This window comes from Pseudomonas sp. MDV22-iso1 (genome assembly GCF_058145095.1).
Map to the genome: position 1 here is coordinate 40,386 of NZ_JBYVMF010000004.1, position 26,605 is coordinate 66,990.

The 26,605-nt window shown below is 59.1% G+C and carries 19 protein-coding genes; 17 read left to right on the top strand and 2 right to left on the bottom strand.

Annotation, left to right across the window (positions count from 1 at the left end):
* Positions 1-32: 32 nt before the first annotated feature.
* A complete protein-coding gene (locus AC3ZVB_RS06530; protein ID WP_490146108.1) occupies positions 33-2,252 on the bottom strand; it encodes a primosomal protein N' in 2,220 nt (739 codons plus the stop codon).
* A gap of 221 nt (positions 2,253-2,473) precedes the next feature.
* Here AC3ZVB_RS06530 and rpmE point away from each other — a divergent pair, with 221 nt between their 5' ends.
* From rpmE to AC3ZVB_RS06545, 3 genes are all read left to right on the top strand, one after another.
* Positions 2,474-2,704: a 50S ribosomal protein L31 gene (gene rpmE, locus AC3ZVB_RS06535; RefSeq protein ID WP_008080648.1), complete on the top strand. Its 231-nt coding sequence runs from the start codon at positions 2,474-2,476 to the stop codon at positions 2,702-2,704.
* 26 nt (positions 2,705-2,730) lie between these two features.
* On the top strand, positions 2,731-3,519 hold the full coding sequence (locus tag AC3ZVB_RS06540; RefSeq protein WP_162440944.1) for a thermonuclease family protein: 789 nt from the start codon (positions 2,731-2,733) through the stop codon (positions 3,517-3,519).
* 182 nt (positions 3,520-3,701) lie between these two features.
* The gene (locus tag AC3ZVB_RS06545; RefSeq protein WP_162440942.1) at positions 3,702-4,970 is read left to right on the top strand and encodes a malic enzyme-like NAD(P)-binding protein; all 1,269 of its coding nucleotides are present in this window, start codon (positions 3,702-3,704) and stop codon (positions 4,968-4,970) included.
* Positions 4,971-5,208: 238 nt separating this feature from the next.
* On the opposite strand, the gene AC3ZVB_RS06550 is transcribed toward AC3ZVB_RS06545, so the two are convergent.
* Positions 5,209-7,650, bottom strand: coding sequence for a penicillin-binding protein 1A (locus AC3ZVB_RS06550; protein WP_490146239.1), 2,442 nt, complete (start codon positions 7,648-7,650; stop codon positions 5,209-5,211).
* A 219-nt stretch (positions 7,651-7,869) separates the two neighbouring features.
* On the opposite strand from AC3ZVB_RS06550, the gene AC3ZVB_RS06555 reads away from it, so the two are divergent.
* From AC3ZVB_RS06555 to AC3ZVB_RS06620, 14 genes are all read left to right on the top strand, one after another.
* Positions 7,870-8,934 carry a pilus assembly protein PilM gene (locus AC3ZVB_RS06555; protein ID WP_162440940.1) on the top strand — a complete coding sequence of 355 codons (1,065 nt, stop codon included), beginning with the start codon at positions 7,870-7,872 and terminating at the stop codon, positions 8,932-8,934.
* Positions 8,934-9,500, top strand: a complete 567-nt coding sequence (locus AC3ZVB_RS06560; protein WP_162440939.1) for a PilN domain-containing protein — start codon at positions 8,934-8,936, stop codon at positions 9,498-9,500. Before AC3ZVB_RS06555 ends, AC3ZVB_RS06560 begins: the two co-directional genes overlap by 1 nt.
* On the top strand, positions 9,497-10,120 hold the full coding sequence (gene pilO / locus AC3ZVB_RS06565; RefSeq protein WP_162440938.1) for a type 4a pilus biogenesis protein PilO: 624 nt from the start codon (positions 9,497-9,499) through the stop codon (positions 10,118-10,120). The genes AC3ZVB_RS06560 and pilO overlap by 4 nt, the downstream gene beginning before the upstream one ends.
* Positions 10,117-10,644, top strand: a complete 528-nt coding sequence (locus AC3ZVB_RS06570; RefSeq protein ID WP_162440937.1) for a pilus assembly protein PilP — start codon at positions 10,117-10,119, stop codon at positions 10,642-10,644. The genes pilO and AC3ZVB_RS06570 overlap by 4 nt, the downstream gene beginning before the upstream one ends.
* 13 nt (positions 10,645-10,657) lie before the next feature.
* Positions 10,658-12,748 carry a type IV pilus secretin PilQ gene (locus AC3ZVB_RS06575; RefSeq protein WP_490146109.1) on the top strand — a complete coding sequence of 697 codons (2,091 nt, stop codon included), beginning with the start codon at positions 10,658-10,660 and terminating at the stop codon, positions 12,746-12,748.
* Positions 12,749-12,752: 4 nt separating this feature from the next.
* Complete coding sequence (gene aroK / locus AC3ZVB_RS06580) at positions 12,753-13,271, top strand: shikimate kinase AroK (RefSeq protein ID WP_490146110.1); 519 nt, start codon at positions 12,753-12,755, stop codon at positions 13,269-13,271.
* Positions 13,272-13,422: 151 nt separating this feature from the next.
* The gene (aroB, locus tag AC3ZVB_RS06585; protein ID WP_162440943.1) at positions 13,423-14,523 is read left to right on the top strand and encodes a 3-dehydroquinate synthase; all 1,101 of its coding nucleotides are present in this window, start codon (positions 13,423-13,425) and stop codon (positions 14,521-14,523) included.
* 10 nt (positions 14,524-14,533) lie between these two features.
* Complete coding sequence (locus AC3ZVB_RS06590) at positions 14,534-16,120, top strand: AAA family ATPase (protein ID WP_194691665.1); 1,587 nt, start codon at positions 14,534-14,536, stop codon at positions 16,118-16,120.
* 349 nt (positions 16,121-16,469) lie between these two features.
* Positions 16,470-20,918 (top strand): glutamate synthase large subunit, encoded by a 4,449-nt coding sequence (gltB, locus tag AC3ZVB_RS06595; RefSeq protein WP_162439918.1) that lies wholly within the window; start codon positions 16,470-16,472, stop codon positions 20,916-20,918.
* A gap of 33 nt (positions 20,919-20,951) precedes the next feature.
* Positions 20,952-22,370, top strand: coding sequence for an FAD-dependent oxidoreductase (locus AC3ZVB_RS06600; protein WP_045061932.1), 1,419 nt, complete (start codon positions 20,952-20,954; stop codon positions 22,368-22,370).
* A 240-nt stretch (positions 22,371-22,610) separates the two neighbouring features.
* Positions 22,611-23,678 (top strand): uroporphyrinogen decarboxylase, encoded by a 1,068-nt coding sequence (hemE, locus tag AC3ZVB_RS06605; protein WP_162439917.1) that lies wholly within the window; start codon positions 22,611-22,613, stop codon positions 23,676-23,678.
* A gap of 294 nt (positions 23,679-23,972) precedes the next feature.
* Positions 23,973-25,439, top strand: a complete 1,467-nt coding sequence (gene gbpA / locus AC3ZVB_RS06610) for an N-acetylglucosamine-binding protein GbpA (protein ID WP_162439916.1) — start codon at positions 23,973-23,975, stop codon at positions 25,437-25,439.
* Between the two features lie 28 nt (positions 25,440-25,467).
* A complete protein-coding gene (locus AC3ZVB_RS06615) occupies positions 25,468-26,058 on the top strand; it encodes a cytochrome b (protein WP_490146111.1) in 591 nt (196 codons plus the stop codon).
* 7 nt (positions 26,059-26,065) lie between these two features.
* Positions 26,066-26,599, top strand: coding sequence for a type II secretion system protein N (locus AC3ZVB_RS06620; protein WP_162439922.1), 534 nt, complete (start codon positions 26,066-26,068; stop codon positions 26,597-26,599).
* Positions 26,600-26,605 lie beyond the last annotated feature (6 nt).

The window sequence follows — 26,605 nt, forward strand, 5'->3', positions numbered from 1 at the left end:
TGACAAAAAGCGGTGCGTCAGGCCCACAGGTATCAATACAGATCGACGGGATCAACATCCAGAGACCAGCGCACCGCCCGCCCGCTCGGCATCTGCTCCAACACCAGCAACCAACTGCTCAGTAATCGATGCAGCGGCGCCCGCGCTGTCGCCTGCAACAGCAGCTGCGCGCGATAGCGCCCCGCCCGACGTTCCATGGGAGCCGGCACTGGCCCAAGCAGCTCAATTCCGGTCAGATTCTGTTCGGCCAGCAAGCGTTCGGCCTCGCTGCACGCCTCATCGAGAAATCCCTCGGCCTGTCCTGGCTTGTGCGCTTCAGCCCGCAGCAGCGCCAAATGCGCAAATGGAGGCAAACCTGCCGAGCGCCGCTCACTGAGCGCCTGTTCGGCAAAGGCGAAATAACCCTGCTCGGTCAGTTGCACCAGCAGTGGATGATCGGCCAGGTGCGTCTGGATAATCACTCGTCCCGGCTCTTCAGCCCGGCCCGCGCGGCCAGCCACCTGAACAATCAGTTGCGCCATGCGCTCACTGGCGCGGAAATCGCCGGAGAACAGCCCGCCATCGGCATCCAGGATCGACACCAGGGTCACCCGAGGGAAATGGTGCCCTTTGGCAAGCATCTGCGTGCCCACCAGAATGCAGGGATGGCCCTTCTGGATGGTTGCGAACAATTGATTCATCGCGTCTTTGCGCGACGTGCTATCGCGATCCACCCGCAGTACCGGCACGTCCGGAAACAGAATCGCCAGCCGCTCTTCGGCACGCTCGGTGCCGGCTCCCACGGGCCGCAAGTCGACTTTGCCGCACTTCGGACAATGCCGGGGCACACGCTCAACGTAGCCGCAATGGTGGCAGCGCAGCTCGCCGGAACGCTGGTGCACGGTCATTCGCGCATCACAGCGCTGGCATTCGGACATCCAGCCGCAATCGTGACACAGCAGTGTCGGGGCAAATCCGCGGCGGTTGAGGAACACCAGCACTTGTTGCCCCGCCGCAAGCGTTTGGCCGATGGCCTGCTGCATCGGCCCGGAAATACCGCTGTCCAGTGGACGGCTTTTCACGTCCAGACGCAGGAAACGCGGCTGCTTGGCACCGCCGGCTCGCTCGTTCAGGCGCAGGAGCCCGTATCGACCGGTGTAGGCGTTGTGCAGGCTTTCCAGGGACGGCGTCGCCGAGCCGAGGACGATCGGGATGTTTTCCTGCCGTGCGCGCACCAGCGCCAGATCGCGGGCGTGGTAGCGCAGGCCTTCCTGCTGTTTGTAGGATCCGTCGTGCTCTTCGTCGATGATGATCAGGCCGGGATTTTTCATCGGCGTGAACAGTGCTGAACGCGTGCCGATAATGATGTCGGCGTCGCCATCGCGGGCGGCGAGCCAGGCTTCAAGGCGCTCGCGGTCGTTCACGGCTGAGTGGATCAGCGCAATGCGCGCATTGAATCGCTGTTCAAAGCGCGCCAGCGTTTGCGGGCCGAGGTTGATCTCTGGAATCAGTACCAGTGCCTGTTTGCCCGCCTCGAGGGTTTCGCGAATCAGTTGTAAATAGACTTCTGTCTTGCCGCTGCCTGTCACGCCGGCGAGCAGGAAGGCGTGGTAACTGTCGAACCCGGCGCGAATGGCCTCGTATGCCGCACGTTGTTCGGGATTGAGGGGCAATTCTGGCTGAGCCAGCCAGTGCTCATGCCGAGCACCGGGGGCGTGCTTGCGGATCTCCACCTGCACCAGGCCTTTGGCCAGCAGCAAATCCAGACTGTCTTTGCTCAGCATCAGTTTGCTCAGCAATTGATGGGCGACGCCGTGGGGGTGCTGGGCAAGGGTCGCCAGCGCTTCACGCTGGCGCGGGGCGCGGGCGATGCGCGGGTCATCGAGGCTGGCGCCGGACGCGGCGGACCAGAAGCGCTCCTGGCGCGCTTCCGCCAACTCACCCTGGCGCAGCAGCACCGGCAGCGCCCAGCTCAAGGTGTCGCCGAGGCTGTGCTGGTAATACTGGGAGGTCCACAGGCACAGCTTGAACAAGGCTGGAGGCAGCGGCGGCGTGGCGTCGAGCAAAGCGATGGCCGGCTTGAGTTTTTCCACCGGCACTTCGCTGGTGTCGGTGACCTCTACCAGAATCCCTATCATCTCCCGACGGCCGAACGGTACCCGCAAACGCATGCCTGGTTGCAGCTGGGCGCGCAAGACTCCGGCTGGAGCACGGTAGTCGAACAGGCGGCGCAGGGGCGAGGGCAGGGCGAGGCGCAAAATGGCGTCGGGCACGCGGAGGATTCTCGATAAGCAGCTAATAACAGCAGGGTGCAAGACCTGAGAGAGCTGACTGTGGCTCCCGCAGGGACGGTATCAGGAGCGGGAGCCTAGCAGACGGTCGGTAGAAGCGACAGCTTGCGCGATTAGCATTGTCTGGTAGAATCCGCGGCCTAATTATGTGCGGTATTCAACAATAGTGTTGAGTGGCGGCACACTAGCCTGAGGAATACACCATGAAAGCCGATATCCATCCAGCATACGAAACCATCGAAGTAACTTGCAGCTGCGGCAACAAGTTCGAAACTCGTTCGAACCTGTGCAAGCCACTGGGTACTGACGTATGCAACGAGTGCCACCCGTTCTACACCGGTAAGCAGAAGACTCTGGATACTGGCGGCCGTGTACAGCGCTTCGCAGACCGTTTCGGCGCTTTCGGCAAGAAAGCTCCAGCTGCTGCAGAGTAAGGTTGAAGAGCCCCTTGGGCTTTTCCTTGCTGTTGAAAAAGGCGTCCCTTGCGGGCGCCTTTTTTGTGTCCGCGATTTGGTTCCCGGCTGCCCAGGCTTATTGTCCGGCGCCAAGCGGCCTGAAGTCCGTCACGGTACAGCGGGTTGTGGATGGCGACACAGTGCGGCTCAGCGATGGTCGCAGCGTACGCATGATCGGTTTGAATACGCCGGAGCTTGGCAAGAAGGGCCGAACAGACGAGCCGTTCGCTGTTGCAGCGCGCAAACGCCTGGAATCCCTGGTGGCCGCTAGCGACGGACAGCTCGGTCTGCTTCCTGGTAAAGAGAACAAAGATCGCTACGGCCGCACCCTGGCCCATCTCTATGGCGCCGATGGTGCCAACCTGGAAGCGCAGATGCTTGCCGAAGGTCTGGGTTTCCAGGTGGCTGTGGCGCCGAATATCGACCTGGCCAAGTGTCAGCAAGCGGCTGAGCGCATTGCACGTCAGGCCAGGCTGGGGATATGGCGCCAATCACCGGTCCTCAAAGTTGAGCAAGTCAACACTTCAGGGTTTGCGGTTGTCAGCGGCCGTGTGACCAAGGTTCAGCGTAATCGTGGCGGAGTCTGGATCGAGTTGCAGGATTCGGTTGTATTGCGTGTTGCACCCAATCTGCTGCAGCAGTTCGATGTGGCGTCTCTGGAAAAACTGAAAGGCAGGCAAATCGAGGCGCGTGGCTGGGTGCTCGACCGTTCGCGGCGTGGTGGGTTGAAAGAAGGGCAGGCGCGTTGGTTGTTGCCATTGACTGACCCCGTCATGCTTCAGGCGACTCCATAAGAAAAAATTGTAGACATTTTTTAAGTGGATTGTGAACAGTCCACCCCTTGTGTTCCGCGGCTCTTGGCCCAAAGTCGTAGGGCCGGGCGCTTGACAGGGGTGACTGGTCAGTCTTGTGGGGACTTTGCGAGGCGCGTATCCTCGCTGACCAGTCTGTCCAACAGTAAAAGCGGAATGCCCCCATGTCTGATTTGAAAACTGCCGCTCTCGAATATCATGCCCATCCTCGTCCAGGTAAGCTGAGCGTCGAGCTCACCAAGGCCACCGCTACCGCCCGCGACCTGTCGCTGGCTTACAGCCCCGGCGTAGCCGAACCAGTACGCGAAATTGCTCGCGATCCTGAGCTGGCCTACAAATACACCGGTAAAGGCAACCTGGTTGCAGTTATTTCCGATGGCACCGCGATTCTTGGTCTGGGTAACCTCGGTCCATTGGCGTCCAAGCCAGTCATGGAAGGCAAAGGCGTGCTGTTCAAGCGCTTCGCCGGCATCGACGTTTTCGACATCGAAGTCGACTCCGAAAGCCCGCAAGCCTTCATCGACACCGTCAAGCGTATCTCCATCACCTTCGGTGGCATCAACCTGGAAGACATCAAGGCACCTGAGTGCTTTGAGATCGAACGCGCTTTGATCGAGCAGTGCGACATTCCGGTATTCCACGATGACCAGCACGGCACCGCTATCGTGACCGCGGCCGGCATGATCAACGCCCTGGAAATCGCTGGCAAAACCCTGTCTGACGCCAAGATCGTCTGCCTGGGTGCCGGTGCAGCTGCCATCTCCTGCATGAAATTGCTGGTGAGCATGGGCGCCAACATCGAAAACATCTTCATGGTTGACCGTACCGGCGTGATCCACTCCGGCCGTGACGACCTGAACCAGTACAAGGCTGTGTTCGCTCACGCGACCGAGAAGCGCACCCTGGCTGACGCACTGACCGGTGCTGACGTGTTCGTCGGCCTGTCCGGCCCGAACCTGCTGAGCGCTGAAGGCCTGCTGGCGATGGCGCCTAACCCGATCGTGTTCGCGTGCTCCAACCCGGATCCGGAAATCTCCCCGGAACTGGCTCACGCCACCCGTAACGACGTGATCATGGCCACCGGCCGTTCGGACTACCCGAACCAGGTCAACAACGTACTGGGCTTCCCGTTCATCTTCCGTGGTGCCCTGGACGTTCGCGCCAAGCGCATCAACGAAGAAATGAAAGTGGCTGCTGCCAACGCCCTGCGTGAACTGGCCAAACTGCCAGTACCTCAGGAAGTGTGCGACGCCTACGGCGGCATCAAGCTGGAATTCGGTCGTGAGTACATCATCCCGAAACCAATGGATGCACGTTTGATCACCGTGATCTCCGATGCCGTGGCGAAAGCCGCCATCGAGACCGGTGTTGCAACCCTGCCGTATCCGAAGAACTACCCGTTGAAAAGCGTGGATGATGTGTTCAACGGCTAAGCTGTTGTAACGCTTCAAGCAAAAAAGCCCCGGCTCGCGAGAGTCGGGGCTTTTTATTTCCCGTAGATGATCGTTCCCACGCTCTGCGTGGGAATGTCTCAACGGACGCTCTGCGTTCGGCTTAGGATGGGGCGCGGAGCGTCCCGGCTGCATTCCCGCGCAGAGCGTGGGAATGATCGGTGCAAAAAAAGCCCCGCTCTTCTTTCGAAGGCGGGGCTTTTCGCATTGCGCTACCTGATCAGAACAAATCGATCGGTGCCGCTTCATCGGCTGGCAGCGGACTGCCTGGCGCACTGCCGTTGCCCAGCTCGCTGGCCGTAGGCGGCGTATCTTCGGCCTTGAACAGCTCGAAGTAGGCGCCAGGCGTGCCAGGAGGGGCCGCGCGGCCGCTGACCGGGTCTACCCGCAGGCTCAGGATGCCTTCCGGCTCTGGCAGTGTGTGCGGCGGCTTGTCCTTGAGGGCCGCGGCCATGTAGTTCATCCAGATAGGCAGAGCCACAGTGCCACCAAATTCCCTGCGACCCAGGCTCTCAGGCTGGTCGAAGCCGGTCCAGACGGTCGTGACGTAATCGGCGTTGTAGCCGGAGAACCAGGCGTCCTTGGATTCGTTGGTCGTACCTGTCTTGCCCGCGATGTCGGGACGGCCCAACGCCAGTGCGCGACGCCCGGTACCGAGCTTGATCACGTCCTCAAGCATGCTGTTGAGGATGTAAGTGGTGCGGCCATCGACAATGCGCTCGGCCACGGCAGGTGTTTGAGTCGCTGGTGGCGCAGTTGAGGCGTCTTCCGGCGTCGCGTTGACCGTGAATGCGTTAGCCTCCGGAGCGGCGGCAATGCCGTCACTGGCGACATTGCCCTTTGGAACGCTCGGCGGGTTGGCGACAAACAGCGTATCGCCGTTGCGGCTTTCAATCTTGTCGATGATGTACGGCGTGATTTTGTAGCCGCCGTTGGCAAACGTGCTCCAGCCCGTGGCGATTTCCATCGGTGTCAGGGTCGCGGTGCCCAGCGCCAGGGAGAGGTTGCGCGGCAGATCCTGCTTGTTGAAGCCGAATTTGCTGATGTAGTCGATGGTGCGATCGACGCCCAAGGCCTGTACCAGACGGATCGAAACCAGGTTGCGCGATTTGTACAGCGCTTCACGCAGACGGATCGGACCGAGGAACGTATTGGTGTCGTTCTTCGGACGCCAGACCTTGTCCAGGTACTCGTCGACAAACACGATCGGTGCGTCGTTCACCAGGCTGGCGGCAGTGTAGCCATTGTCCAGTGCAGCGCTGTAGACGAACGGTTTAAAGCTCGAGCCTGGCTGACGCTTGGCCTGCAGGGCACGGTTGTAGTTGCTTTGTTCGAAGGCGAAACCGCCGACCAGCGAGCGGATGGCCCCGTTCTGTGGATCCAGGGAGACCAATGCGCCTTGAGCCTGCGGGATTTGGCTGAACTTCAGCGAATTGTCCGGCTGGCGCTGCACGCGTATCAGGTCGCCCACCTGCGCAACATCCGCCGGTTGCTTGGGATTTGGTCCCATGCTGTTGGTGTTCAGGAAGGGGCGCGCCCACTTCATTGTGTCCCAGTTGACGTGTTCGTCACCGGTGCGCGTCATCACCTGCAGGCCGTTCTTGTCGACCTGGGTAACGATGGCGGGCTCGAGGCTGCTGATGGTGCGTTGCTTGGTCAGTTCTGTTGCCCAGGCTTCGCGAGTCTTGCCCGGCAGGCGCGATTCAGGGCCACGGTAGCCGTGACGCTGATCATAGGTCATCAGGCCTTCGTGCAGGGCGGTGTTGGCCATTTCCTGCAGATTGCTTGGGATCGTGGTGGTTACGCGAAAGCCTTCGGTGTAGGCATCACTGCCATAGCGGCCGACCATTTCGGCACGGGCCATTTCAGCGATGTAGGGTGCGTTCACTTCCGGGGTCGGCACGTGGTAGCTGGCGTTCAGCGGCTCGTTGATCGCGGTGGTGTAGTCGGCTTCGGTGATCTTGCCCAGCTTGTACATGCGCCCGAGGATCCAGTCGCGACGTTCTTTGCTGCGAGCCGGGTTGGCCAGCGGGTTGAAGCGCGACGGGGCTTTCGGCAGGCCGGCGATCATCGCCATCTGCGCAAGGCTCACGTCACGAATCGACTTGCCGTAGTAAACCTGAGCGGCGGCTTCGATACCGTAGGCACGGTTGCCGAGGTAGATCTTGTTGACATACAACTCAAGGATTTCGTCCTTGGTCAGCTGCCGTTCGATCTGCAAGGCCAGGAGAATTTCAGTGGTTTTACGTGAAAAGCTGCGTTCGCTGGTCAGGAAGAAGTTCTTCGCCACCTGCATGGTGATGGTGCTGCCGCCGGACTGGATGTGACCGCTTTTAACCAGCTGGGACGCGGCACGCATCAAGCTGCCAGGGTCGACGCCGTAGTGATTGGCGAAATTGTCGTCTTCAGCACTTAGTAACGCATTAATGAAATTTGGCGGAATGTCGGCGAAACGGATCGGAGTCCGGCGCATTTCACCAAATTCTGCAATCAACTTGTCGTCGCTGCTGTATACCCGTAGAGGAATCTGCAACTGAATACTTCTCAGCGCCTCCACAGACGGCAATCCAGGACTAAGGTAAAGATAAGCGCCACTCAGACCCAGAAGCAGTCCGCAGAAAACGGCGACGATGGACCAACCGAAAAATTTCAGCAGACGAATCAAGGCTTTTGGACATCCAGGGCAAAGAATGAATTAGGCATCAGGGTTGACTGAGCAGGAGCGCACCCGAGCTTGAAGTAAATAGCAGAAAAAAATCGCTGGGCATTATAAGCATTTTTCCGCCAGAGGCGTCATTTGCGCTTGCTGTCAAGACGGGCGGGTTGAACGCAATGGACATTACAGAGTCCGTAACTCACGGATAGTCATAGGGAATTGGTAGTGCTAGGACTCTTCAATAAAAAGGCCAACACGCTTCTGGGGATCGACATCAGCTCCACGTCAGTGAAGCTTCTGGAGTTAAGCCGTCAAGGTGAGCGCTATCGGGTCGAGGCATACGCTGTCGAACCTCTCCCTGCCAATGCTGTAATCGAGAAAAACATCGCTGAGCTCGAGGGTGTCGGGCAGGCATTGTCTCGCGTGTTGGTCAAGGCCAAAACCAGCCTCAGGAATGTTGCGGTCGCGGTCGCCGGTTCAGCGGTGATCACCAAGACGATCGAGATGGATGCCGGGCTCTCCGATGACGAAATGGAGAACCAGCTAAAGATCGAGGCAGATCAATACATCCCCTATCCGTTGGATGAAGTCGCCATCGATTTTGAAGTGCAGGGCGTTTCCGCGCGCAATCCTGAGCGGGTCACTGTCCTGCTGGCCGCTTGCCGCAAAGAAAACGTCGAAGTGCGTGAAGCGGCGCTGGCCCTGGCCGGGCTGACGGCGCGTGTGGTCGATGTCGAAGCCTATGCGCTGGAACGTTCTTTCGGCCTGCTGACAGGCCACCTGGCTGCTTCCCAGGAGCAATTGACCGTGGCCGTGGTCGACATTGGCGCGACGATGACGACCCTCAGCGTGCTGCGCAATGGACGAATTATTTACACCCGTGAGCAATTGTTCGGTGGCCGTCAACTGACCGAAGAAATCCAGCGTCGCTACGGCATGAGCCTGGAGCAGGCAGGGTTGGCGAAGAAGCAGGGCGGTTTGCCGGACGATTACGTCAGCGAGGTATTGCAACCGTTTCGTGATGCGCTGGTGCAGCAGGTTTCGCGTTCACTGCAGTTTTTCTTCGCCTCCGGGCAGTACAACTCGGTCGATCACATCCTGCTTGCCGGCGGGACTGCATCGGTGCCGGGCCTTGATCGATTGATCGAGCAGCGATTGGCCACGCCCACCCAGGTTGCCAACCCGTTTTCCGACATGACCCTGAGCAGCAAGGTCAACGCCGGTGCCCTGGCCGGTGATGCGCCGGCACTGATGATCGCTTGCGGTCTGGCGCTCAGGAGTTTCGACTGATGGCGCGGATCAATCTACTCCCATGGCGTGAAGAGCTGCGAGAACAACGCCGCAAACGCTTCCTGTTGAGCCTTGTCGTTGTGCTGGCGGGCTCTATCGGCGCAGTGCTGTTGGCGGATCAGGTCATCAATCGCGCCATCGACCGGCAACTTGCGCGTAACGACTACATCAGCAAGCAGATCGCTATTGTCGACGAACGCATCAAGCAGATCAGTGACCTCAAGGCTCGGCGCCAGCAATTGGTCGAGCGTATGCGCATCATTCAGGATCTGCAGGGGAACCGGCCGATCAGTGGTCGAGTATTTGATCAACTGGCTCGTACGTTGCCGGACGGGGTGTATTTCACCGAAGTGAAAATGGTCGGCAAGACCTTGTCTATCACCGGTGCGGCAGAATCCAACAATCGCGTGTCGGACTTGATGCGTAATCTCGATGCCTCCGATTGGTTCGATGCGCCCAGCCTCACAGAGGTCAAGGCGAACACTGCAGGTCAGCTGGACCAGGCGAACGTCTTTCAGTTGACGGTTCGTCAGACTCAACCGGCGGTTGTGGAGGGCGACCAATGAGTCCATCCGAATGGTTTGCCGGTTTACGTAACATCGATATCAATGACCTCGACACCAATAACATGGGCTCCTGGCCACCGGCTATCAAAGCGATTGCAGGTGCCCTGCTGATGGTTCTGGTGCTGGCACTGGGTTACAACTTTTACCTCAGTGATCTGGAAAGTCAGCTCGACTCAAAACGCGAAGAAGAGACGACGCTAAAGGAACAGTTCGCGAGCAAAGCCCGCATGGCGGCGAATCTTGAGCTGTACACCCAGCAGATGAAGGAGATGGAAAACTCCTTTGGCGTGCTGTTGCGGCAATTGCCCAGCGACACTGAAGTCCCCGGGTTGCTGGAGGACATCACGCGCACGGGCCTCGGCAGCGGACTGGAGTTCGAAGAAATCAAACTGTTGCCGGAGGTCACTCAGCCGTTCTACATCGAACTGCCGATCCAGATCACCGTCACCGGCGCCTATCACGACCTGGCCACATTCGTCAGTGGCGTGGCGGGATTGCCACGCATTGTCACGCTGCATGACTTCGACATTGCCCCGGCGAATCCAGAGGGTGGAACGAAGCTGCGCATGAGCATTCTGGCCAAGACATACCGCTACAACGACAAAGGGCCGCAAAAATGAGCCCGATTCGTTGTTTATCAATGTTTGCCGTACTGCTCTGCCTGGCGGGTTGTGGAGGAGGCGATGACGTCAGCGATCTCGATGCCTACATGAACGAAGTTCGTCTGCGACCACCCGGCAAGATTGAACCCGCGCCCACGTTTCAGTCCTATCCGACGTTTACCTATAGCGCAGCCAATCTTCGCAGCCCGTTTTCCCGCCAGGTCAGAATCGACCTGGCGGGCCAGAAGCACGGATCGCGTAACGTCAAACCCGACCCCGCTCGGGTCAAGCAGTACCTCGAAGGTTTCAACATCGAGCAGTTTGAAATGGTCGGCACGATATCCAATGCAGGTGGCTCCTTCGCGCTGTTGCGCGGGGCGGGCGGCGTGCATCGGTTGAAAGTCGGCGATTATCTGGGACGTAACGATGGGCGAATCGTCGCCATCAGCGGCTCGCAAGTCGATGTGGTCGAAATTGTTCCCGATGGCGAAGGCGCCTGGTTGGAACGGCCCCGGACCATCCCTTTGAAAGAGCACTCATAGTGGGACTCGAACAATGAACAGGATTTTCTCAACCTTCGGTATTTCGCTATGGATAGCGCTGCTTTCGCCGATGGTTCAAGCCGCCAATCTCAAGACACTCGATGTGGCTGCTCTACCGGGAGACCGCGTCGAGTTGAAGCTGTCGTTCGACAGCGCGCCCCCGGCACCCCGAGGTTATACGACTGAGTCGCCCGCACGGATCGCGCTGGACTTGCCCGGTGTCACCAATAAGCTGACCAGCAAGACCCGTGACCTGGGCGGCGGCAATGCCCGTAGTGCGACAGTGGTGGAAACCACTGACCGTACGCGACTCATCATCAATTTGACGCAGCTGACGCCTTACACGTCGCGAGTCGAAGGCAATAATCTGTTCGTGGTGGTGGGGCAAGGGGCGACTAAAGCGCCGTCGAAACCGGCAGCCAGCGCACCGCGTGCCGCTACGCCGACCCCGGCTCCCGCGAAAGCCTATGCACCTGTTGGCAAGGCTATCCGTGGCGTGGATTTCCAGCGTGGTACGCAAGGCGAGGGCAATGTCGTCATCGATCTTTCCGACCCGTCCATCGCCCCGGACATTCAGGAGCGTGACGGCAAGATCGTCCTCGGTTTCGCCCGAACCCAGCTTCCCGAGCCGTTGCGGGTACGCCTGGACGTCAAGGATTTCGCTACGCCGGTGCAGTTCGTCAACGCCAGCGCCACGGGCGATCGGGCCACAATCAGTATCGAACCCAGCGGCGCCTTTGATTATTCGACTTATCAGACCGATAACAAACTGACCGTCAGCATCCGGCCGATGACCGTGGACGACCTGCAAAAGCGTAATGCCGAGCGATTCGCCTACACCGGTGAAAAGCTGTCGTTGAATTTCCAGGACATCGATGTGCGCTCGGTGCTGCAACTGATCGCCGATTTCACCAACCTCAATCTGGTGGCCAGTGACACGGTACAGGGCGGTATTACCCTGCGCTTGCAGAATGTACCGTGGGATCAGGCGCTGGACCTGGTGCTGAAAACCAAAGGGCTGGATAAACGCAAGATCGGTAACGTTCTGCTAGTGGCGCCCGCCGATGAAATCGCTGCCCGCGAGCGTCAGGAGCTGGAGTCGCAGAAGCAGATCGCCGAGTTGGCCCCTCTGCGTCGCGAGCTGTTGCAGGTCAATTACGCCAAGGCTGCCGATATCTCCAAGTTGTTCCAGTCGGTGACCAGTGCGGATGCCAAGATTGACGAGCGGGGCTCGATCACGGTTGATGAGCGGACCAACAACATCATTGCCTATCAGACTCAGGAACGACTCGACGAACTGCGCCGTATCGTCGCGCAGCTCGATATTCCAGTGCGTCAGGTAATGATCGAGGCGCGGATCGTCGAAGCCAACGTCGACTACGACAAAAGCCTGGGCGTGCGCTGGGGCGGTTCGGTACAGAACAAGGGCAACTGGAACACTTCCGGCGTGAGCAACAACGGCGCCAATGCGTCGTCGACCATCGGCACACCGGGTAGCACCAGCACCAATTCTCCGTTCGTCGACATGGGCGCCGCCGCTAATACTTCGGGTATCGGCATCGCCTTTATTACCGACAATGTTTTGCTCGATCTTGAACTCACGGCGATGGAGAAAACCGGTAACGGCGAAATCGTTTCGCAACCCAAGGTTGTCACGTCCGACAAGGAAACCGCCAAAATCCTCAAAGGCACCGAAATTCCCTATCAGGAAGCCAGCTCCAGCGGTGCGACGTCGGTGTCGTTCAAGGAAGCCTCGCTGTCACTGGAAGTGACGCCGCAGATCACGCCGGATAACCGGATCATCATGGAGGTCAAGGTCACCAAGGACGAGCCGGACTACCTGAACAAGGTGCAGGACGTACCGCCCATCAAGAAAAATGAAGTCAACGCCAAGGTGCTGGTTAACGACGGCGAGACCATCGTGATCGGTGGTGTTTTCTCAAATACTCAGAGCAAGGTTGTAGATAAGGTGCCATTTCTTGGCGATGTGCCGTATCTTGGCCGCCTTTTCCGGCGTGACGTGGTTTCGGAGAAAAAATCCGAGCTGTTGGTGTTTCTCACTCCGCGTATCATGAATAACCAGGCGATTGCTGTGAGTCGTTGATTCTGTGCGAAATTTGATTCTTGTAGGACCGATGGGCGCTGGAAAAAGCACCATCGGCCGGTTGCTGGCCAAAGAGCTGCGCCTGCCGTTCAAAGATTCCGATAAGGAAATTGAATTGCGCACGGGCGCCAATATCCCATGGATTTTTGATAAGGAAGGCGAGCCGGGCTTTCGTGACCGCGAGCAGGCGATGATTGCCGAGCTGTGCGCGTGCGATGGCGTGGTGCTGGCGACCGGCGGCGGCGCAGTCATGCGCGAAGCCAATCGTCGGGCACTGCACGCCGGTGGTCGGGTGGTCTATCTGCATGCCTCGGTTGAGCAGCAGGTAGGGCGCACGGCTAGGGAACGCAATCGACCCTTGCTGCGCACTGCTGATCCGGCCAAGACCCTGCGGGATCTGCTGGCGATCCGCGACCCGCTTTATCGGGAGATTGCCGACCTCGTGGTGGAAACCGATGAGCGGCCGCCGCGGATGGTGGTGCTCGATATTCTCGAGCGCTTGCAGCAGCTACCTCCCCGTTAAAGCGCGGCGCGAAATGCGCTATCCTCGGCGTCCTGTCACGGCCGCTCAGGTGTGTGGCGGATGGCTACCGAACGGCGTCACACCAGCAGAGGCCGTGGACATTCGAAAACTCAAGGCAGGACGCCTGATTCCATCTTTACTGTGGGGACACATGCAGACACTCAAGGTCGATCTAGGCGAGCGCAGCTACCCGATTCATATTGGCGAAGGTTTGTTGGATCAGCCTGAGCTGCTGGCCCCGCATATTCGCGGACGGCAAGTAGCGATCATCTCCAACGAGACTGTTGCGCCGCTCTATCTCGAGCGTCTGACCCGCAGCCTTGCGCAGTTCTCGGTGATTTCCGTGGTGTTGCCCGACGGCGAGGCCTTCAAGACCTGGGAAACCCTGCAACTGATCTTCGACGGTCTGCTGACCGCACGGCACGACCGTCGCACCACAGTGATCGCCCTCGGTGGAGGAGTGATTGGTGACATGGCCGGTTTTGCGGCCGCCTGCTATCAGCGCGGTGTCGATTTCATTCAGGTCCCGACCACACTGTTGTCGCAAGTCGACTCCTCGGTGGGCGGCAAGACCGGCATCAACCATCCGTTGGGCAAGAACATGGTCGGCGCTTTCTATCAGCCGAACGTTGTCCTGATCGATACCGCTTCGCTCAACACCCTGCCTGCGCGCGAACTCTCCGCCGGTCTGGCAGAAGTCATCAAATACGGGCTGATCTGCGACGAGCCATTCCTGACCTGGCTTGAAGAAAACGTCGATCGACTGCGTGCCCTGGATCAGACCGCCCTGACTTACGCTATCCAGCGCTCCTGCGAGGCAAAAGCCGAAGTAGTCGGTGCCGACGAGAAGGAAACGGGTGTTCGTGCCACGTTGAATCTCGGCCACACCTTTGGCCACGCCATCGAAACCCATATGGGCTATGGTGTCTGGCTACATGGTGAAGCGGTCGCTGCTGGCACCGTAATGGCATTGGAAATGTCTGCTCGCCTGGGCTGGATCAGCGAGCAAGAGCGCGATCGCGGCATTCGTCTTTTCCAGCGTGCTGGTCTGCCGGTCATCCCGCCTGAAGAGATGACTGAAGCTGATTTTCTCGAACATATGGCAATTGACAAGAAAGTGATCGACGGTCGTTTGCGCCTGGTGCTGCTGCGCCACATGGGCGAAGCGGTGGTGACCGACGATTATCCGAAAGAGGTTTTACAGGCCACGCTGGGAGCGGATTACCGCGCCCTGGCTCAGCTTAAAGGTTAATAAGATCCCGATGACTAGTTTGCACGCCGACGAGGCTTTCCTCGGCCATTACCAGTTGAGTCACGACCCTTTCGCTCCTCGGGTGCCTGGCTTCAAATTCTTCCCGGCCCAGCGCAAACCGGTGCTGGGACAACTGCATCACCTGGCCCGCTACAGCCAGCTTCTGCTGGTGGTCACCGGCCCGCAAGGTAGTGGCAAGACCCTGTTGCGTCAGGCCCTGGTGGCCAGCACCAACAAGCAGTCAGTGCAGAGCGTGGTGGTTTCCGCCCGTGGCGCCGGCGATGCAGCGGGAGTGCTGCGGCAGGTGGCTCAAGCGCTCAACGTCGCTCAGCCTGAAATCAATGCGATTCTGGCCCAGGTGGTTCAGCTGGCACTCACCGGGCAGGAAGTCTACCTGCTGGTGGATGACGCCGAGCAGCTAGACGAATCCGCCCTGGAAGCCTTGCTGGCCCTGGCCGCTGGCGCACCGGAAGGTCGACCGCATGTGTTTCTGTTCGGTGAGTCTTCGCTCATTGCACAGCTCGATGAGTTGAGCCTCGAAGAAGAGCGTTTTCACGTCATTGAGTTGCAGCCTTACACCGAAGAAGAAACCCGTGAATATCTGGACCAGCGGCTTGAAGGCGCGGGTCGGGGTATCGAACTTTTCACCGCGAATCAGATCTCTGATATTCATGAAAGCTCCGACGGTTGGCCTGGCAACATCAACCAGGTTGCCCGCGATGCAATGATCGAAGCCATGATTGCCAGCCGCTCAGCGGTCAAGCGTCCAAGTATGGGGTTCACTATGCCGAAGAAACACGTATTGGCGATTTCCGCCGTAGTCGTGGTCGCGGTAGCGGCCGCCTGGTTGATGCCAGGTCGCAGCAAAGCACCAACCACAGGCGCTCCTGCCAACGAGCAAGCGCAATTGCCGCTCGGCGAGGGCGCGCCACAAACCAACAGCAGCGGTAATCCTTCCGTTGAATTCGCGGGTAACTCGCAACCGATGCCATTGCCGCTGGTCGGCAACTCGCAACCGGTCATGCGCGGTCCACTGGCCGAAGCGGCCGGCGGCATCACCGAAGGCGACGATGGCGTTCCGGTAGAAGGCTCCAGCGCCACACCGCCGACCGTGACCACGACGGCGCCGCCTGCTGGCATTCAGCCAGGCCCTGCGCCGACGCCAGCGGCCAAGCCTGCTCCGACTCAGATCGCAACTGCCAAGCCCGCTCCGGCACCTGTTGCCAAGCCTGCTCCAGCGCCAGCCAAACCTGCCGCCACTGCCGCTGCCAAACCTGCCGAAAAGCCGGTGACAGTAGCCAAGGCCGCGGGTGGCACCTGGTACGCCGGTCAGGCTCCGGGTAATTACGTGGTGCAAATCCTCGGTACCAGCTCCGAAGCGTCCGCGCAAAACTTCGTGAAAGAGCAGGGCGGCGAGTACCGTTATTTCAAGAAAGTGCTCAACGGCAAGCCGCTTTACGTCATCACCTACGGTAACTTCGCCAACCGCGATGCAGCCCTTACCGCCATCAAGGCCTTGCCAGCGAAGGTTCAGGCTGGTAAACCTTGGCCTCGTACTGTCGCCAGCGTCCAACAGGAACTGGCAACAACTCGCTGAAGATTCGGCGGCCTTACCCAGGCCGCCTCTCCAAGCACCTCAAAATTCTACGAGTGCGCGCCGTCTCTACAGACCGCGTGCCTTGTGGTGTCTGCGTCACAGTAGTCTTTGAGTCGTAGCGGTCAACATTAAAAATGTTTTGACTAGCACAGCATATCGCTTTAAACCTTTCACAAATGCGACATAGATTTACGACAGTTCGTCGTCAAATTTGTGAGCCCCTGTGTCGGTGTGTACAATGACCTCCCTTTTGCCCCCGCAAAGCTGGCGTACGTTCGGCGCGGATGGTAAGTGGTTGAATTGAAAAGAAATTTGCCTCGTAAAGAGGCAGCCTGGTGAGAAAGTGTCTATGAAAGCAGGTCTGTACCAACCAGATGAATTCAAGGATAACTGCGGTTTCGGCCTGATAGCCCATATGCAGGGCGAGCCCAGTCATACCCTTTTGCAAACGGCCATCGAGGCCCTGACCTGCATGACCCACCGCGGTGGGATCAATGCCGACGGCAAAACCGGTGACGGTTGCGGTCTGCTGATTCAAAAGCCGGATGTATTCCTGCGAGCCATCGCCCAGGAGACGTTCGGCGTCGAAATGCCCAAGCAATATGCCGTGGGCATGGTGTTCTTCAACCAGGACCCGGTGAAAGCCGAGGCCGCTCGCGAAAACATGAACCGCGAGATCCTGGCCGCTGGCCTGCAGCTGATCGGCTGGCGCAAAGTGCCAATCGACACCAGCGTGCTCGGCCGTCTGGCGCTGGAGCGTTTGCCGCAGATCGAACAAGTGTTCATCGGCGGTGAAGGCCTGAGCGATCAGGACATGGCGATCAAGCTGTTCAGTTCCCGTCGTCGTTCGTCGGTGGCCAATGCCGCTGACAGCGATCACTACATCTGCAGCTTTTCCCACAAGACCATCATTTATAAAGGCCTGATGATGCCGGCGGATCTCACCGCCTTCTATCCGGACCTGAGCGACCAGCGCCTGCAAACCGCGATCTGCGTGTTTCACCAGCGCTTCTCCACCAACACCCTGCCGAAATGGCCACTGGCTCAACCGTTCCGCTTCCTGGCGCACAACGGCGAGATCAACACCATCACCGGCAACCGCAACTGGGCTGTGGCCCGTCGTACCAAGTTCGCCAACGACCTGATGCCTGACCTCGAAGAGCTCGGCCCGCTGGTCAACCGCGTCGGTTCCGACTCCTCGAGCATGGACAACATGCTGGAGCTGATGGTTACCGGTGGCATCGACCTGTTCCGTGGCGTGCGGATGATCATTCCGCCTGCGTGGCAGAACGTCGAAACCATGGACCCGGATCTGCGTGCGTTCTACGAGTACAACTCGATGCACATGGAGCCGTGGGACGGCCCGGCCGGCGTGGTAATGACCGACGGTCGTTACGCGGTGTGCCTGCTCGACCGTAACGGTCTGCGCCCGGCGCGTTGGGTCACCACCAAAAACGGTTTCATCACCCTGGCCTCGGAAATCGGTGTCTGGAACTACCAGCCTGAAGACGTGATCGCCAAGGGTCGCGTGGGCCCGGGTCAGATTTTTGCCGTGGACACCGAAACCGGTCAGATCCTCGACACCGACGCCATCGACAACCGCTTGAAGTCCCGTCATCCGTACAAGCAATGGCTGCGCAAGAACGCCCTGCGCATCCAGGCGACCATGGAAGACAACGACCACGGTTCGGCGTTCTACGACGTTGATCAGCTCAAGCAATACATGAAGATGTACCAGGTCACGTTCGAAGAGCGCGATCAGGTGCTGCGTCCGCTGGGCGAGCAAGGCTACGAAGCCGTGGGCTCCATGGGCGACGATACGCCGATGGCCGTGCTGTCCCAGCGCGTGCGCACGCCGTACGACTATTTCCGCCAGCAGTTCGCGCAGGTCACCAACCCGCCGATCGATCCGCTGCGTGAAGCCATCGTCATGTCGCTGGAGATCTGCCTCGGTGCCGAGCGCAACATCTTCCAGGAGTCGCCGGAACACGCCTCGCGCGTGATCCTCAGCTCGCCGGTCATTTCCCCGGCCAAGTGGCGCTCGCTGATGAACCTCGATCGTCCGGGCTTCGAACGCCAGATCATCGACCTCAACTACGACGAGAGCGTCGGCCTCGAAGCGGCGATCCGCAACGTTGCCGATCAGGCTGAAGAAGCTGTTCGTGCCGGTCGTACCCAGGTTGTGCTGAGTGACCGTCACATCGGTCCAGGTAAATTGCCGATCCACGCTTCGCTCGCCACTGGTGCGGTGCACCACCGCCTGACCGAAAAAGGCCTGCGTTGCGACTCCAACATCCTCGTGGAAACCGCGACTGCACGTGATCCGCATCACTTCGCCGTGTTGATCGGTTTCGGCGCCTCTGCCGTTTACCCATTCCTCGCGTATGAAGTCTTGGGCGACCTGATCCGTACCGGTGAAGTGCTGGGCGACCTCTATGAGGTGTTCAAGAACTACCGCAAAGGCATCACCAAAGGCCTGCTCAAGATCCTGTCGAAGATGGGCATCTCGACCATCACTTCGTACCGTGGTGCGCAGTTGTTCGAAGCCATCGGTCTGTCCGAGGAAGTGTGTGACCTGAGCTTCCGTGGCGTGCCGAGCCGCATCAAAGGTGCACGTTTCGTCGACATCGAAGCCGAGCAGAAAGCCCTGGCCGCCGAAGCCTGGAGCCCGCGCAAGCCTATCCAGCAGGGCGGTTTGCTGAAGTTCGTCCACGGTGGCGAGTATCACGCGTACAACCCGGACGTGGTCAACACCCTGCAAGCCGCAGTGCAGCAGGGCGACTACAGCAAGTTCAAGGAATACACGTCGCTGGTGGACAACCGACCAGTGTCGATGATCCGCGACATGTTCAAGGTCAAAACCCTGGACACGCCGCTGGACATCAGCGAGATCGAACCGTTGGAATCAGTGCTCAAGCGCTTTGACTCCGCGGGCATCTCCCTGGGCGCCTTGTCGCCGGAAGCTCACGAAGCCCTGGCCGAAGCCATGAACCGCCTTGGTGCGCGTTCCAACTCCGGCGAAGGCGGCGAAGACCCAGCCCGTTACGGCACCATCAAAAGCTCGAAAATCAAGCAAGTGGCAACCGGCCGTTTCGGTGTGACCCCGGAATACCTGGTCAACGCTGAAGTGCTGCAGATCAAAGTCGCTCAGGGTGCCAAGCCCGGCGAAGGTGGTCAGCTGCCAGGCGGTAAAGTGAACGGTCTGATCGCCAAGCTGCGCTACGCAGTACCAGGTGTGACGCTGATTTCGCCGCCGCCGCACCACGACATCTATTCGATCGAAGATTTGTCGCAACTGATTTTCGACCTGAAACAAGTCAACCCGAAGGCCCTGGTCTCGGTGAAGCTGGTAGCAGAAGCGGGCGTCGGCACCATCGCCGCCGGTGTGGCCAAGGCCTACGCGGACTTGATCACCATCTCCGGCTACGACGGCGGCACCGGTGCATCGCCGCTGACCTCGATCAAATACGCGGGCGCACCGTGGGAACTCGGCTTGGCCGAAACCCACCAGACCCTGCGTGGCAACGACCTGCGCGGCAAAGTCCGGGTGCAAACTGACGGCGGCCTGAAAACCGGCCTCGACGTTATAAAGGCGGCCATTCTCGGCGCTGAAAGCTTCGGTTTCGGCACCGCGCCAATGATCGCGCTGGGCTGCAAATACCTGCGTATCTGCCACCTGAACAACTGCGCCACCGGCGTCGCGACCCAGAACGAGAAGCTGCGCAAGGATCACTACATCGGCACCGTCGACATGGTGGTGAACTTCTTCACCTATGTCGCCGAAGAAACCCGCGAGTGGCTGGCCAAGCTGGGCGTGCGTTCCCTCGAAGAGCTGATCGGCCGTACCGATCTGCTGGACATCCTCGAAGGCCAGACCGCCAAGCAGCAGCACCTTGATTTGACTCCGTTGCTCGGCAGCGATCACATCCCGGCAGACAAGCCACAGTTCTGCCAGGTCGACCGCAACCCGCCGTTCGACAAAGGTTTGCTGGCCGAGAAAATGGTCGATATGGCCACTTCGGCTATCAACGACATGAGCGGTGCCGATTTCGCACTGGATATCTGCAACTGCGACCGTTCGATCGGCGCGCGGATCTCCGGTGAAATCGCTCGCAAGCACGGCAACCAAGGCATGGCGAACGCGCCGATCACCTTCCGCTTCAAAGGGACGGCTGGTCAGAGCTTCGGTGTGTGGAACGCCGGCGGCCTGAACATGTACCTGGAAGGCGACGCCAACGACTACGTCGGCAAAGGCATGACCGGCGGCAAACTGGTCATCGTTCCGCCCAAGGGCAGCATCTACAAGACTCAGGACAGTGCCATCATCGGCAACACCTGCCTCTACGGCGCCACGGGCGGCAAGCTGTTCGCCGCCGGTACCGCGGGCGAGCGTTTCGCGGTGCGTAACTCCGGTGCTCACACCGTGGTAGAAGGCACGGGTGATCACTGCTGCGAGTACATGACCGGTGGTTTCGTCTGCGTCCTGGGCAAGACCGGTTACAACTTCGGCTCAGGCATGACCGGCGGTTTCGCCTACGTGCTCGACCAGGACAACACCTTCGTTGACCGGGTCAACCACGAACTGGTGGAAATCCAGCGGATCAGCGGCGAAGCGATGGAAGCCTATCGCAGCCACCTGCAGCGCGTGCTGGACGAATACGTCGCGGAAACCGACAGCGAATGGGGTCGTAACCTCGCTGAAAACCTCGATGACTATCTGCGCCGTTTCTGGCTGGTCAAGCCCAAGGCTGCCAACCTGAAATCGTTGCTTTCCAGCACCCGTGCCAACCCGCAGTGATATGCGCCTGAAGAGTTTGATGAGGTTTTAACAATGGCTGAACGTCTGAATAACGACTTCCAGTTCATCGAGGTCGGGCGCAAAGATCCGAAGAAGAAACTGTTGCGTCAACGCAAGAAAGAGTTCGTGGAGATCTACGAGCCCTTCAAACCCCAGCATTCGGCCGATCAGGCCCACCGCTGCCTGGGTTGCGGTAACCCGTATTGCGAATGGAAGTGCCCGGTGCACAACTTCATTCCAAACTGGCTGAAACTGGTGGCCGAGGGCAACATCCTTCAGGCCGCCGAGCTGTCGCACCAGACCAACACCCTGCCGGAAGTGTGCGGCCGGGTGTGCCCGCAGGATCGTCTGTGCGAGGGTGCCTGCACCCTGAACGACGGTTTTGGCGCGGTGACCATCGGATCGGTCGAGAAGTACATCACCGATACCGCTTTTGCCATGGGCTGGCGCCCGGACATGTCCAAGGTCAAACCGACCGGCAAGCGCGTTGCCATCATCGGCGCGGGCCCGGCTGGTCTGGGCTGTGCCGACGTGCTGGTGCGCGGCGGCGTGACCCCGGTGGTGTTCGACAAGAACCCGGAAATCGGCGGTCTGCTGACCTTCGGCATTCCCGAGTTCAAGCTGGAAAAGACTGTGCTGAGCAATCGTCGCGAAGTCTTCACCGGCATGGGCATCGAGTTTCGCCTGAACACCGAAGTGGGCAAGGACGTGACCGTCGAGCAACTGCTCGAAGAGTACGATGCCGTGTTCATGGGCATGGGCACCTACACCTACATGAAGGGCGGTTTTGCCGGTGAGGACCTTCCGGGTGTGCATGACGCGCTCGATTTCCTGATCGCCAACGTCAATCGAAACCTGGGCTTTGAAAAGTCGCCGGAAGATTTCGTCGACATGAAAGGCAAGAAGGTGGTGGTGCTGGGCGGTGGTGACACGGCGATGGACTGCAACCGTACGTCGATTCGTCAGGGCGCCAAATCGGTGACCTGCGCCTATCGTCGCGACGAAGCCAACATGCCGGGCTCGCGCAAAGAGGTGAAGAACGCCAAGGAAGAAGGCGTGAAATTCCTCTACAACCGCCAGCCAATCGCGATCGTCGGCGAAGACCGCGTCGAAGGCGTGAAAGTGGTCGAGACCCGTCTCGGCGAACCGGATGCCCGTGGCCGTCGCAGCCCCGAGCCGATCCCGGGTTCCGAAGAGATCATCCCGGCCGACGCCGTGGTCATCGCTTTCGGTTTCCGCCCAAGCCCGGCGTCGTGGTTCGAACAGCACAGCATCCAGACCGACAGCCAGGGCCGTGTTGTGGCGCCGGAACAAGGTCAGTACAAGCACCAGACCAGCAACCCGAAAATCTTCGCCGGTGGCGATATGGTTCGCGGGTCTGACCTGGTGGTAACGGCGATCTTCGAAGGCCGCAATGCCGCTGAAGGGATCCTGGATTACCTGGGCGTCTGACTCCGCGACAAAAAACCTTGTAGGAGTGAGCCTGCTCGCGATAGCGGTGAATCAGTCACCAGATGCAATGACTGATACTCCGCCATCGCGAGCAGGCTCACTCCTACAGTTGTTTCGCGGTGTTGCGAAAACCGCATTCCCCCGCGACAAATTGACCCGATAGACAAAAGGCTGACCTGCAACCGTGCCTTTTGCGTCGCGCTCTGAGAAAATGCCCGCACTTTTTTTCCGGATGCCGACATGACTGCCCTGAAGAACGACCGTTTCCTTCGTGCCCTGCTCAAGCAACCCGTAGACGTCACGCCCGTGTGGATGATGCGTCAGGCCGGTCGCTACCTGCCGGAATACCGCGCCAGCCGTGCCAAGGCCGGCGACTTCATGAGCCTGTGCATGAATCCGGAGTTCGCTTGCGAAGTCACCCTGCAACCGCTCGACCGCTATCCGCAACTGGACGCGGCGATTCTCTTCTCCGACATCCTGACCATTCCCGACGCGATGGGCCAAGGCCTGTACTTCGAGACCGGTGAAGGTCCGCGCTTCAAGAAAGTGGTCAGTACCTTGGCCGACATCGAAGCCTTGCCGATTCCTGATCCGCACAAAGACCTCGGCTACGTCATGGATGCTGTCAGCACCATCCGCCGTGAATTGAACGGTCGTGTGCCGTTGATCGGCTTCTCCGGCAGCCCATGGACCCTGGCGACCTACATGGTTGAAGGCGGCTCGTCGAAAGACTACCGCAAGACCAAAACCATGCTCTACGACAACCCGCAAGCCTTGCACCTGTTGCTGGACAAACTCGCGCAGACGGTCACCAGCTACCTCAACGGCCAGATCATGGCCGGTGCGCAAGCCGTGCAGATTTTCGATAGCTGGGGCGGCAGCCTCTCGGCGGCGGCGTACCAGGAATTCTCCCTGGCCTACATGAAAAAGATCGTCAGCGGCCTGATCCGCGAACACGAAGGCCGCAAGGTTCCGGTGATCCTGTTCACCAAGGGCGGCGGTTTGTGGCTGGAAAGTATCGCCGACGCTGGTGCGGATGCGCTGGGGCTGGATTGGACCTGCGACATCGGCAGCGCCCGTGATCGCGTCGGCAGCAAAGTCGCCCTGCAAGGCAACATGGACCCAACCGTGCTCTACGCCAAACCGGAAGTCATTCGTACCGAAGTCGGGCGCATCCTCGCCAGCTACGGCAAGGGCAGCGGTCATGTATTCAACCTCGGCCATGGCATCACACCGGAAGTCAATCCAGAGCACGCCGGCGCGTTCCTGCGCGCAGTGCATGAGTTGTCGGCGCAGTATCACGAGTAACGGCTACTGAAGTATTTGAAGCCTGCCGGGACGCGTTCCCGGCAGGCTTTTTTTATGCCTGTTGAAATGACTGTCGTAAGGCGCGTGCTTGTCCGTAGGAACATTTTTATCGGCTGACAGAGAGATCATTACAAAGACCATTCCTGCTTTTGAAAGCGATTACTCCTACATAGAAATTGCCGCTATCCCCGTAAGGTTCCAGCCCCTCGTCGGGTGCGTTATGCACCCGGTGATATCGCACCCATTGGCGCTTTTCCGAGCGTCTGTATTTCGATAAGCAGTCTGGAATCCATCATGAAAAACAACTTCGAAAAGAGAAGTGCGTTAGCCGCCTGCACTTCTTCAATGATCCTGTTATCGGCAATGTTCGCTTCGCAAACCGTTTCTGCCCACGGCTATCTGGACGTGCCGCCTTCGCGGGCACTGCTGTGCCAAAAAGGCGTGAACACCCACTGCGGGAACGCGCAATACGAACCGCAAAGCGTGGGTGAAACCTTCAAGGGCTTCCCGGCTGGCGTCGGCGGTGCTCCATTGCAAGGACCGGTCGATGGCAAGATCGCCAGTGGCGGCCACTCGTCATTCTCCGCTCTGGACGCTCAGTCCGCGACGCGCTGGCAGCTGACCGAAATCAAAGACCGCAACATCAATTTCGAATGGCAATACACCGCCGTTCACCCTGCGACCAAGCACGAATATTTCATCACCCGCAACGGCTGGAACCCGAATGAGTCGCTCAAACGCGCCACCTTCGAAAGCACGCCGTTCTGCACTATCGATGGCGGCAACCAGAAACCCGTTTCCGGTGCCAAGCACAGCTGCACCCTTCCTGAAGACAAGTCCGGTCAGCATGTCATCCTGGCGATCTGGACAGTCGGCGATACCGATGCGGCCTTTTACAACGTGGCCGATGTGAACATTCTGGCCGAGGCATCGCTGCCCGGTGGCTGGTCCGCCGTGGGTGGCATCGCGCCGTCGACCGCATTGCTGGTCGGTGACAAGGTCAAAGCTCGCGCGTTCTCGGCCAATGGTGAAAGCCCGCAATACAGCGTCGAAATATCCATCGACAACGTCGAGGAAGGTTCGCCGAACAACTGGGCCTTCAAGCTGGCCGAAAAAATCAATGCGACCCATACCCTTGTCCGTGCTGGCGTTCGTGATGAGAACGGCAACGTCGAACCGGTGAAGGGTAACAACCGCCTGTACGCGCAAAAGGAAAGCGGAATCACCCGTTACGAAGTGCAGCTGGACATGAAAGAAGACGCTGCGGCTCGCCTGTCGGTGGCTTCGCAGCAAGCGGAGTACGTACTGGATAAAGGTCGTGCCAAGGTCGACTTCAGCATCATTTCCAATCGAAAAATGAACGTCGAAGCGACCCTGTTCGATCAGAACAACAAGCCGGTCGGCACTACCTCGGGCCAAGTGGATAGCGGACTTGCGTCGCTCTCCATGGATGTTCGCAGCAACCCGGGCGCGCACACGTTGACGCTCGTCGGCACCACACTGGATGGCCGCACGACTCGCCAGGATACGCAGCCAACCAACATGACGGGTGAAGGCGCAGGCGTCGAATATGACTTCGTGTTCCCTGAAGGCGTAAGCGACTACACCGCCGGCACCAAGGTACTGCAGCCCAAAACCGATGAAGTCTTCGAGTGCAAGCCGTTCCCGGAGTCCGGTTACTGCAAGCAGTACAGCCCGACCGCTAACGGCTTCGAGCCGGGTGTCGGTGCTCACTGGCACATGGCGTGGGACAAACTCTAAGCCCCTCAGGTGACGCTTCAGGCGATCGTTGTCCGATCGCCTGAAGACTTGTGCCTCTATTGAATCGAGTTTGAAGATGACGGTTTCGGGTTACTCCAGACAACGAGTTTGGCTGCATTGGTTGTCGGCGGTTGTCATTATCTGGACCCTGGCCTCGGGGTTTTACGTGGCCAGCGTTCAAGTGCCCGCGCAGCTCAAACAGACGGTTGCGTTCTTCAACGTTTCTCTGACCACGGTGTTCATTCCTTTTTTCATTTGGCGTCTCTTCGCTTTTATCTCTCACACCAAACTTAGGGGTGTCATCCATCTATCGAGGGTCGAAGGACGTGTGCTGCTTGCCCACCTCTCGATCTACATCACCGTGAGCGTTGTGTTGGTCACCGGCGTTTTGATGATGGATCGCCCGATCGATGTATTTGGGGTCGTCGAGATTGCTCAGCCACTGACCCAACCAGCATTTATCCAGTTGTACTTCACGATCCATATTTGGGCATGTGGCCTGCTGTCTTTGCTTGTCGCACTGCATGTCGGTGCAGTGATCGTCCATGAGGTATGCAACCACCGCGTACTCAGACGGATGTCTTTTTGCAGCAAGCGCCGAAATGAGCACCTCGAGTGAAGTTGCCATGAAGCGTTTCCTGAAACAGCTCACTGGGAGCGCCTTGACCAAGGGGTTGTTGTTGCTGATACCCGTCAGCTACGGGACATTTCTCGCTTGGCAAGAGTGGCTCTGGCGCGAAAACCTCGCTTCTGTGGCGCATTCCGTGGTCGCGCCAATCGCCGCGCCTTCCCGTGAGAATCTTGATACGACGGCAGTTGCTACGGTGTTTGGCCTGGTGGATGAAGCGACGCGGTTGCCAAGTGCTGAATCCTTGAGCTTGCAGGCCAGTTTTGTCGTCGCGTCGGGTGTGTCGAGGGCGCTGCTCGCCGACGCTCAAGGCTCGCGCATGTACCAGGTGGGAGAACAATTACCGGGTGGCAGCGTGCTGCGCCGTGTCGAACCCAACCAGGTCGTGTTGTGGAACAAGGGGCGCGAAGAACTGCTGACCTTGCAGCCATCTGCCGAACGTTTTCTGCGCAGGCTTGAATCGCCCGCCGCCCCCAATGCAGCAGCCGCTTCTTCGCGTTTTCTACGTCCGTTTCTCGGGCCGTCAGAGTGATCATTT

Excerpts from the sequence above, each read along its gene's own strand:
- rpmE (WP_008080648.1), top strand. The coding sequence starts at position 2,474 with ATGAAAGCCGATATCCATCCAGCATACGAAACCATCGAAGTAACTTGC.
- AC3ZVB_RS06545 (WP_162440942.1), top strand. The coding sequence starts at position 3,702 with ATGTCTGATTTGAAAACTGCCGCTCTCGAATATCATGCCCATCCTCGT.
- AC3ZVB_RS06560 (WP_162440939.1), top strand. The coding sequence starts at position 8,934 with ATGGCGCGGATCAATCTACTCCCATGGCGTGAAGAGCTGCGAGAACAA.
- pilO (WP_162440938.1), top strand. The coding sequence starts at position 9,497 with ATGAGTCCATCCGAATGGTTTGCCGGTTTACGTAACATCGATATCAAT.
- AC3ZVB_RS06570 (WP_162440937.1), top strand. The coding sequence starts at position 10,117 with ATGAGCCCGATTCGTTGTTTATCAATGTTTGCCGTACTGCTCTGCCTG.
- AC3ZVB_RS06575 (WP_490146109.1), top strand. The coding sequence starts at position 10,658 with ATGAACAGGATTTTCTCAACCTTCGGTATTTCGCTATGGATAGCGCTG.
- aroB (WP_162440943.1), top strand. The coding sequence starts at position 13,423 with ATGCAGACACTCAAGGTCGATCTAGGCGAGCGCAGCTACCCGATTCAT.
- AC3ZVB_RS06590 (WP_194691665.1), top strand. The coding sequence starts at position 14,534 with ATGACTAGTTTGCACGCCGACGAGGCTTTCCTCGGCCATTACCAGTTG.
- gltB (WP_162439918.1), top strand. The coding sequence starts at position 16,470 with ATGAAAGCAGGTCTGTACCAACCAGATGAATTCAAGGATAACTGCGGT.
- AC3ZVB_RS06600 (WP_045061932.1), top strand. The coding sequence starts at position 20,952 with ATGGCTGAACGTCTGAATAACGACTTCCAGTTCATCGAGGTCGGGCGC.
- hemE (WP_162439917.1), top strand. The coding sequence starts at position 22,611 with ATGACTGCCCTGAAGAACGACCGTTTCCTTCGTGCCCTGCTCAAGCAA.
- gbpA (WP_162439916.1), top strand. The coding sequence starts at position 23,973 with ATGAAAAACAACTTCGAAAAGAGAAGTGCGTTAGCCGCCTGCACTTCT.
- AC3ZVB_RS06620 (WP_162439922.1), top strand. The coding sequence starts at position 26,066 with ATGAAGCGTTTCCTGAAACAGCTCACTGGGAGCGCCTTGACCAAGGGG.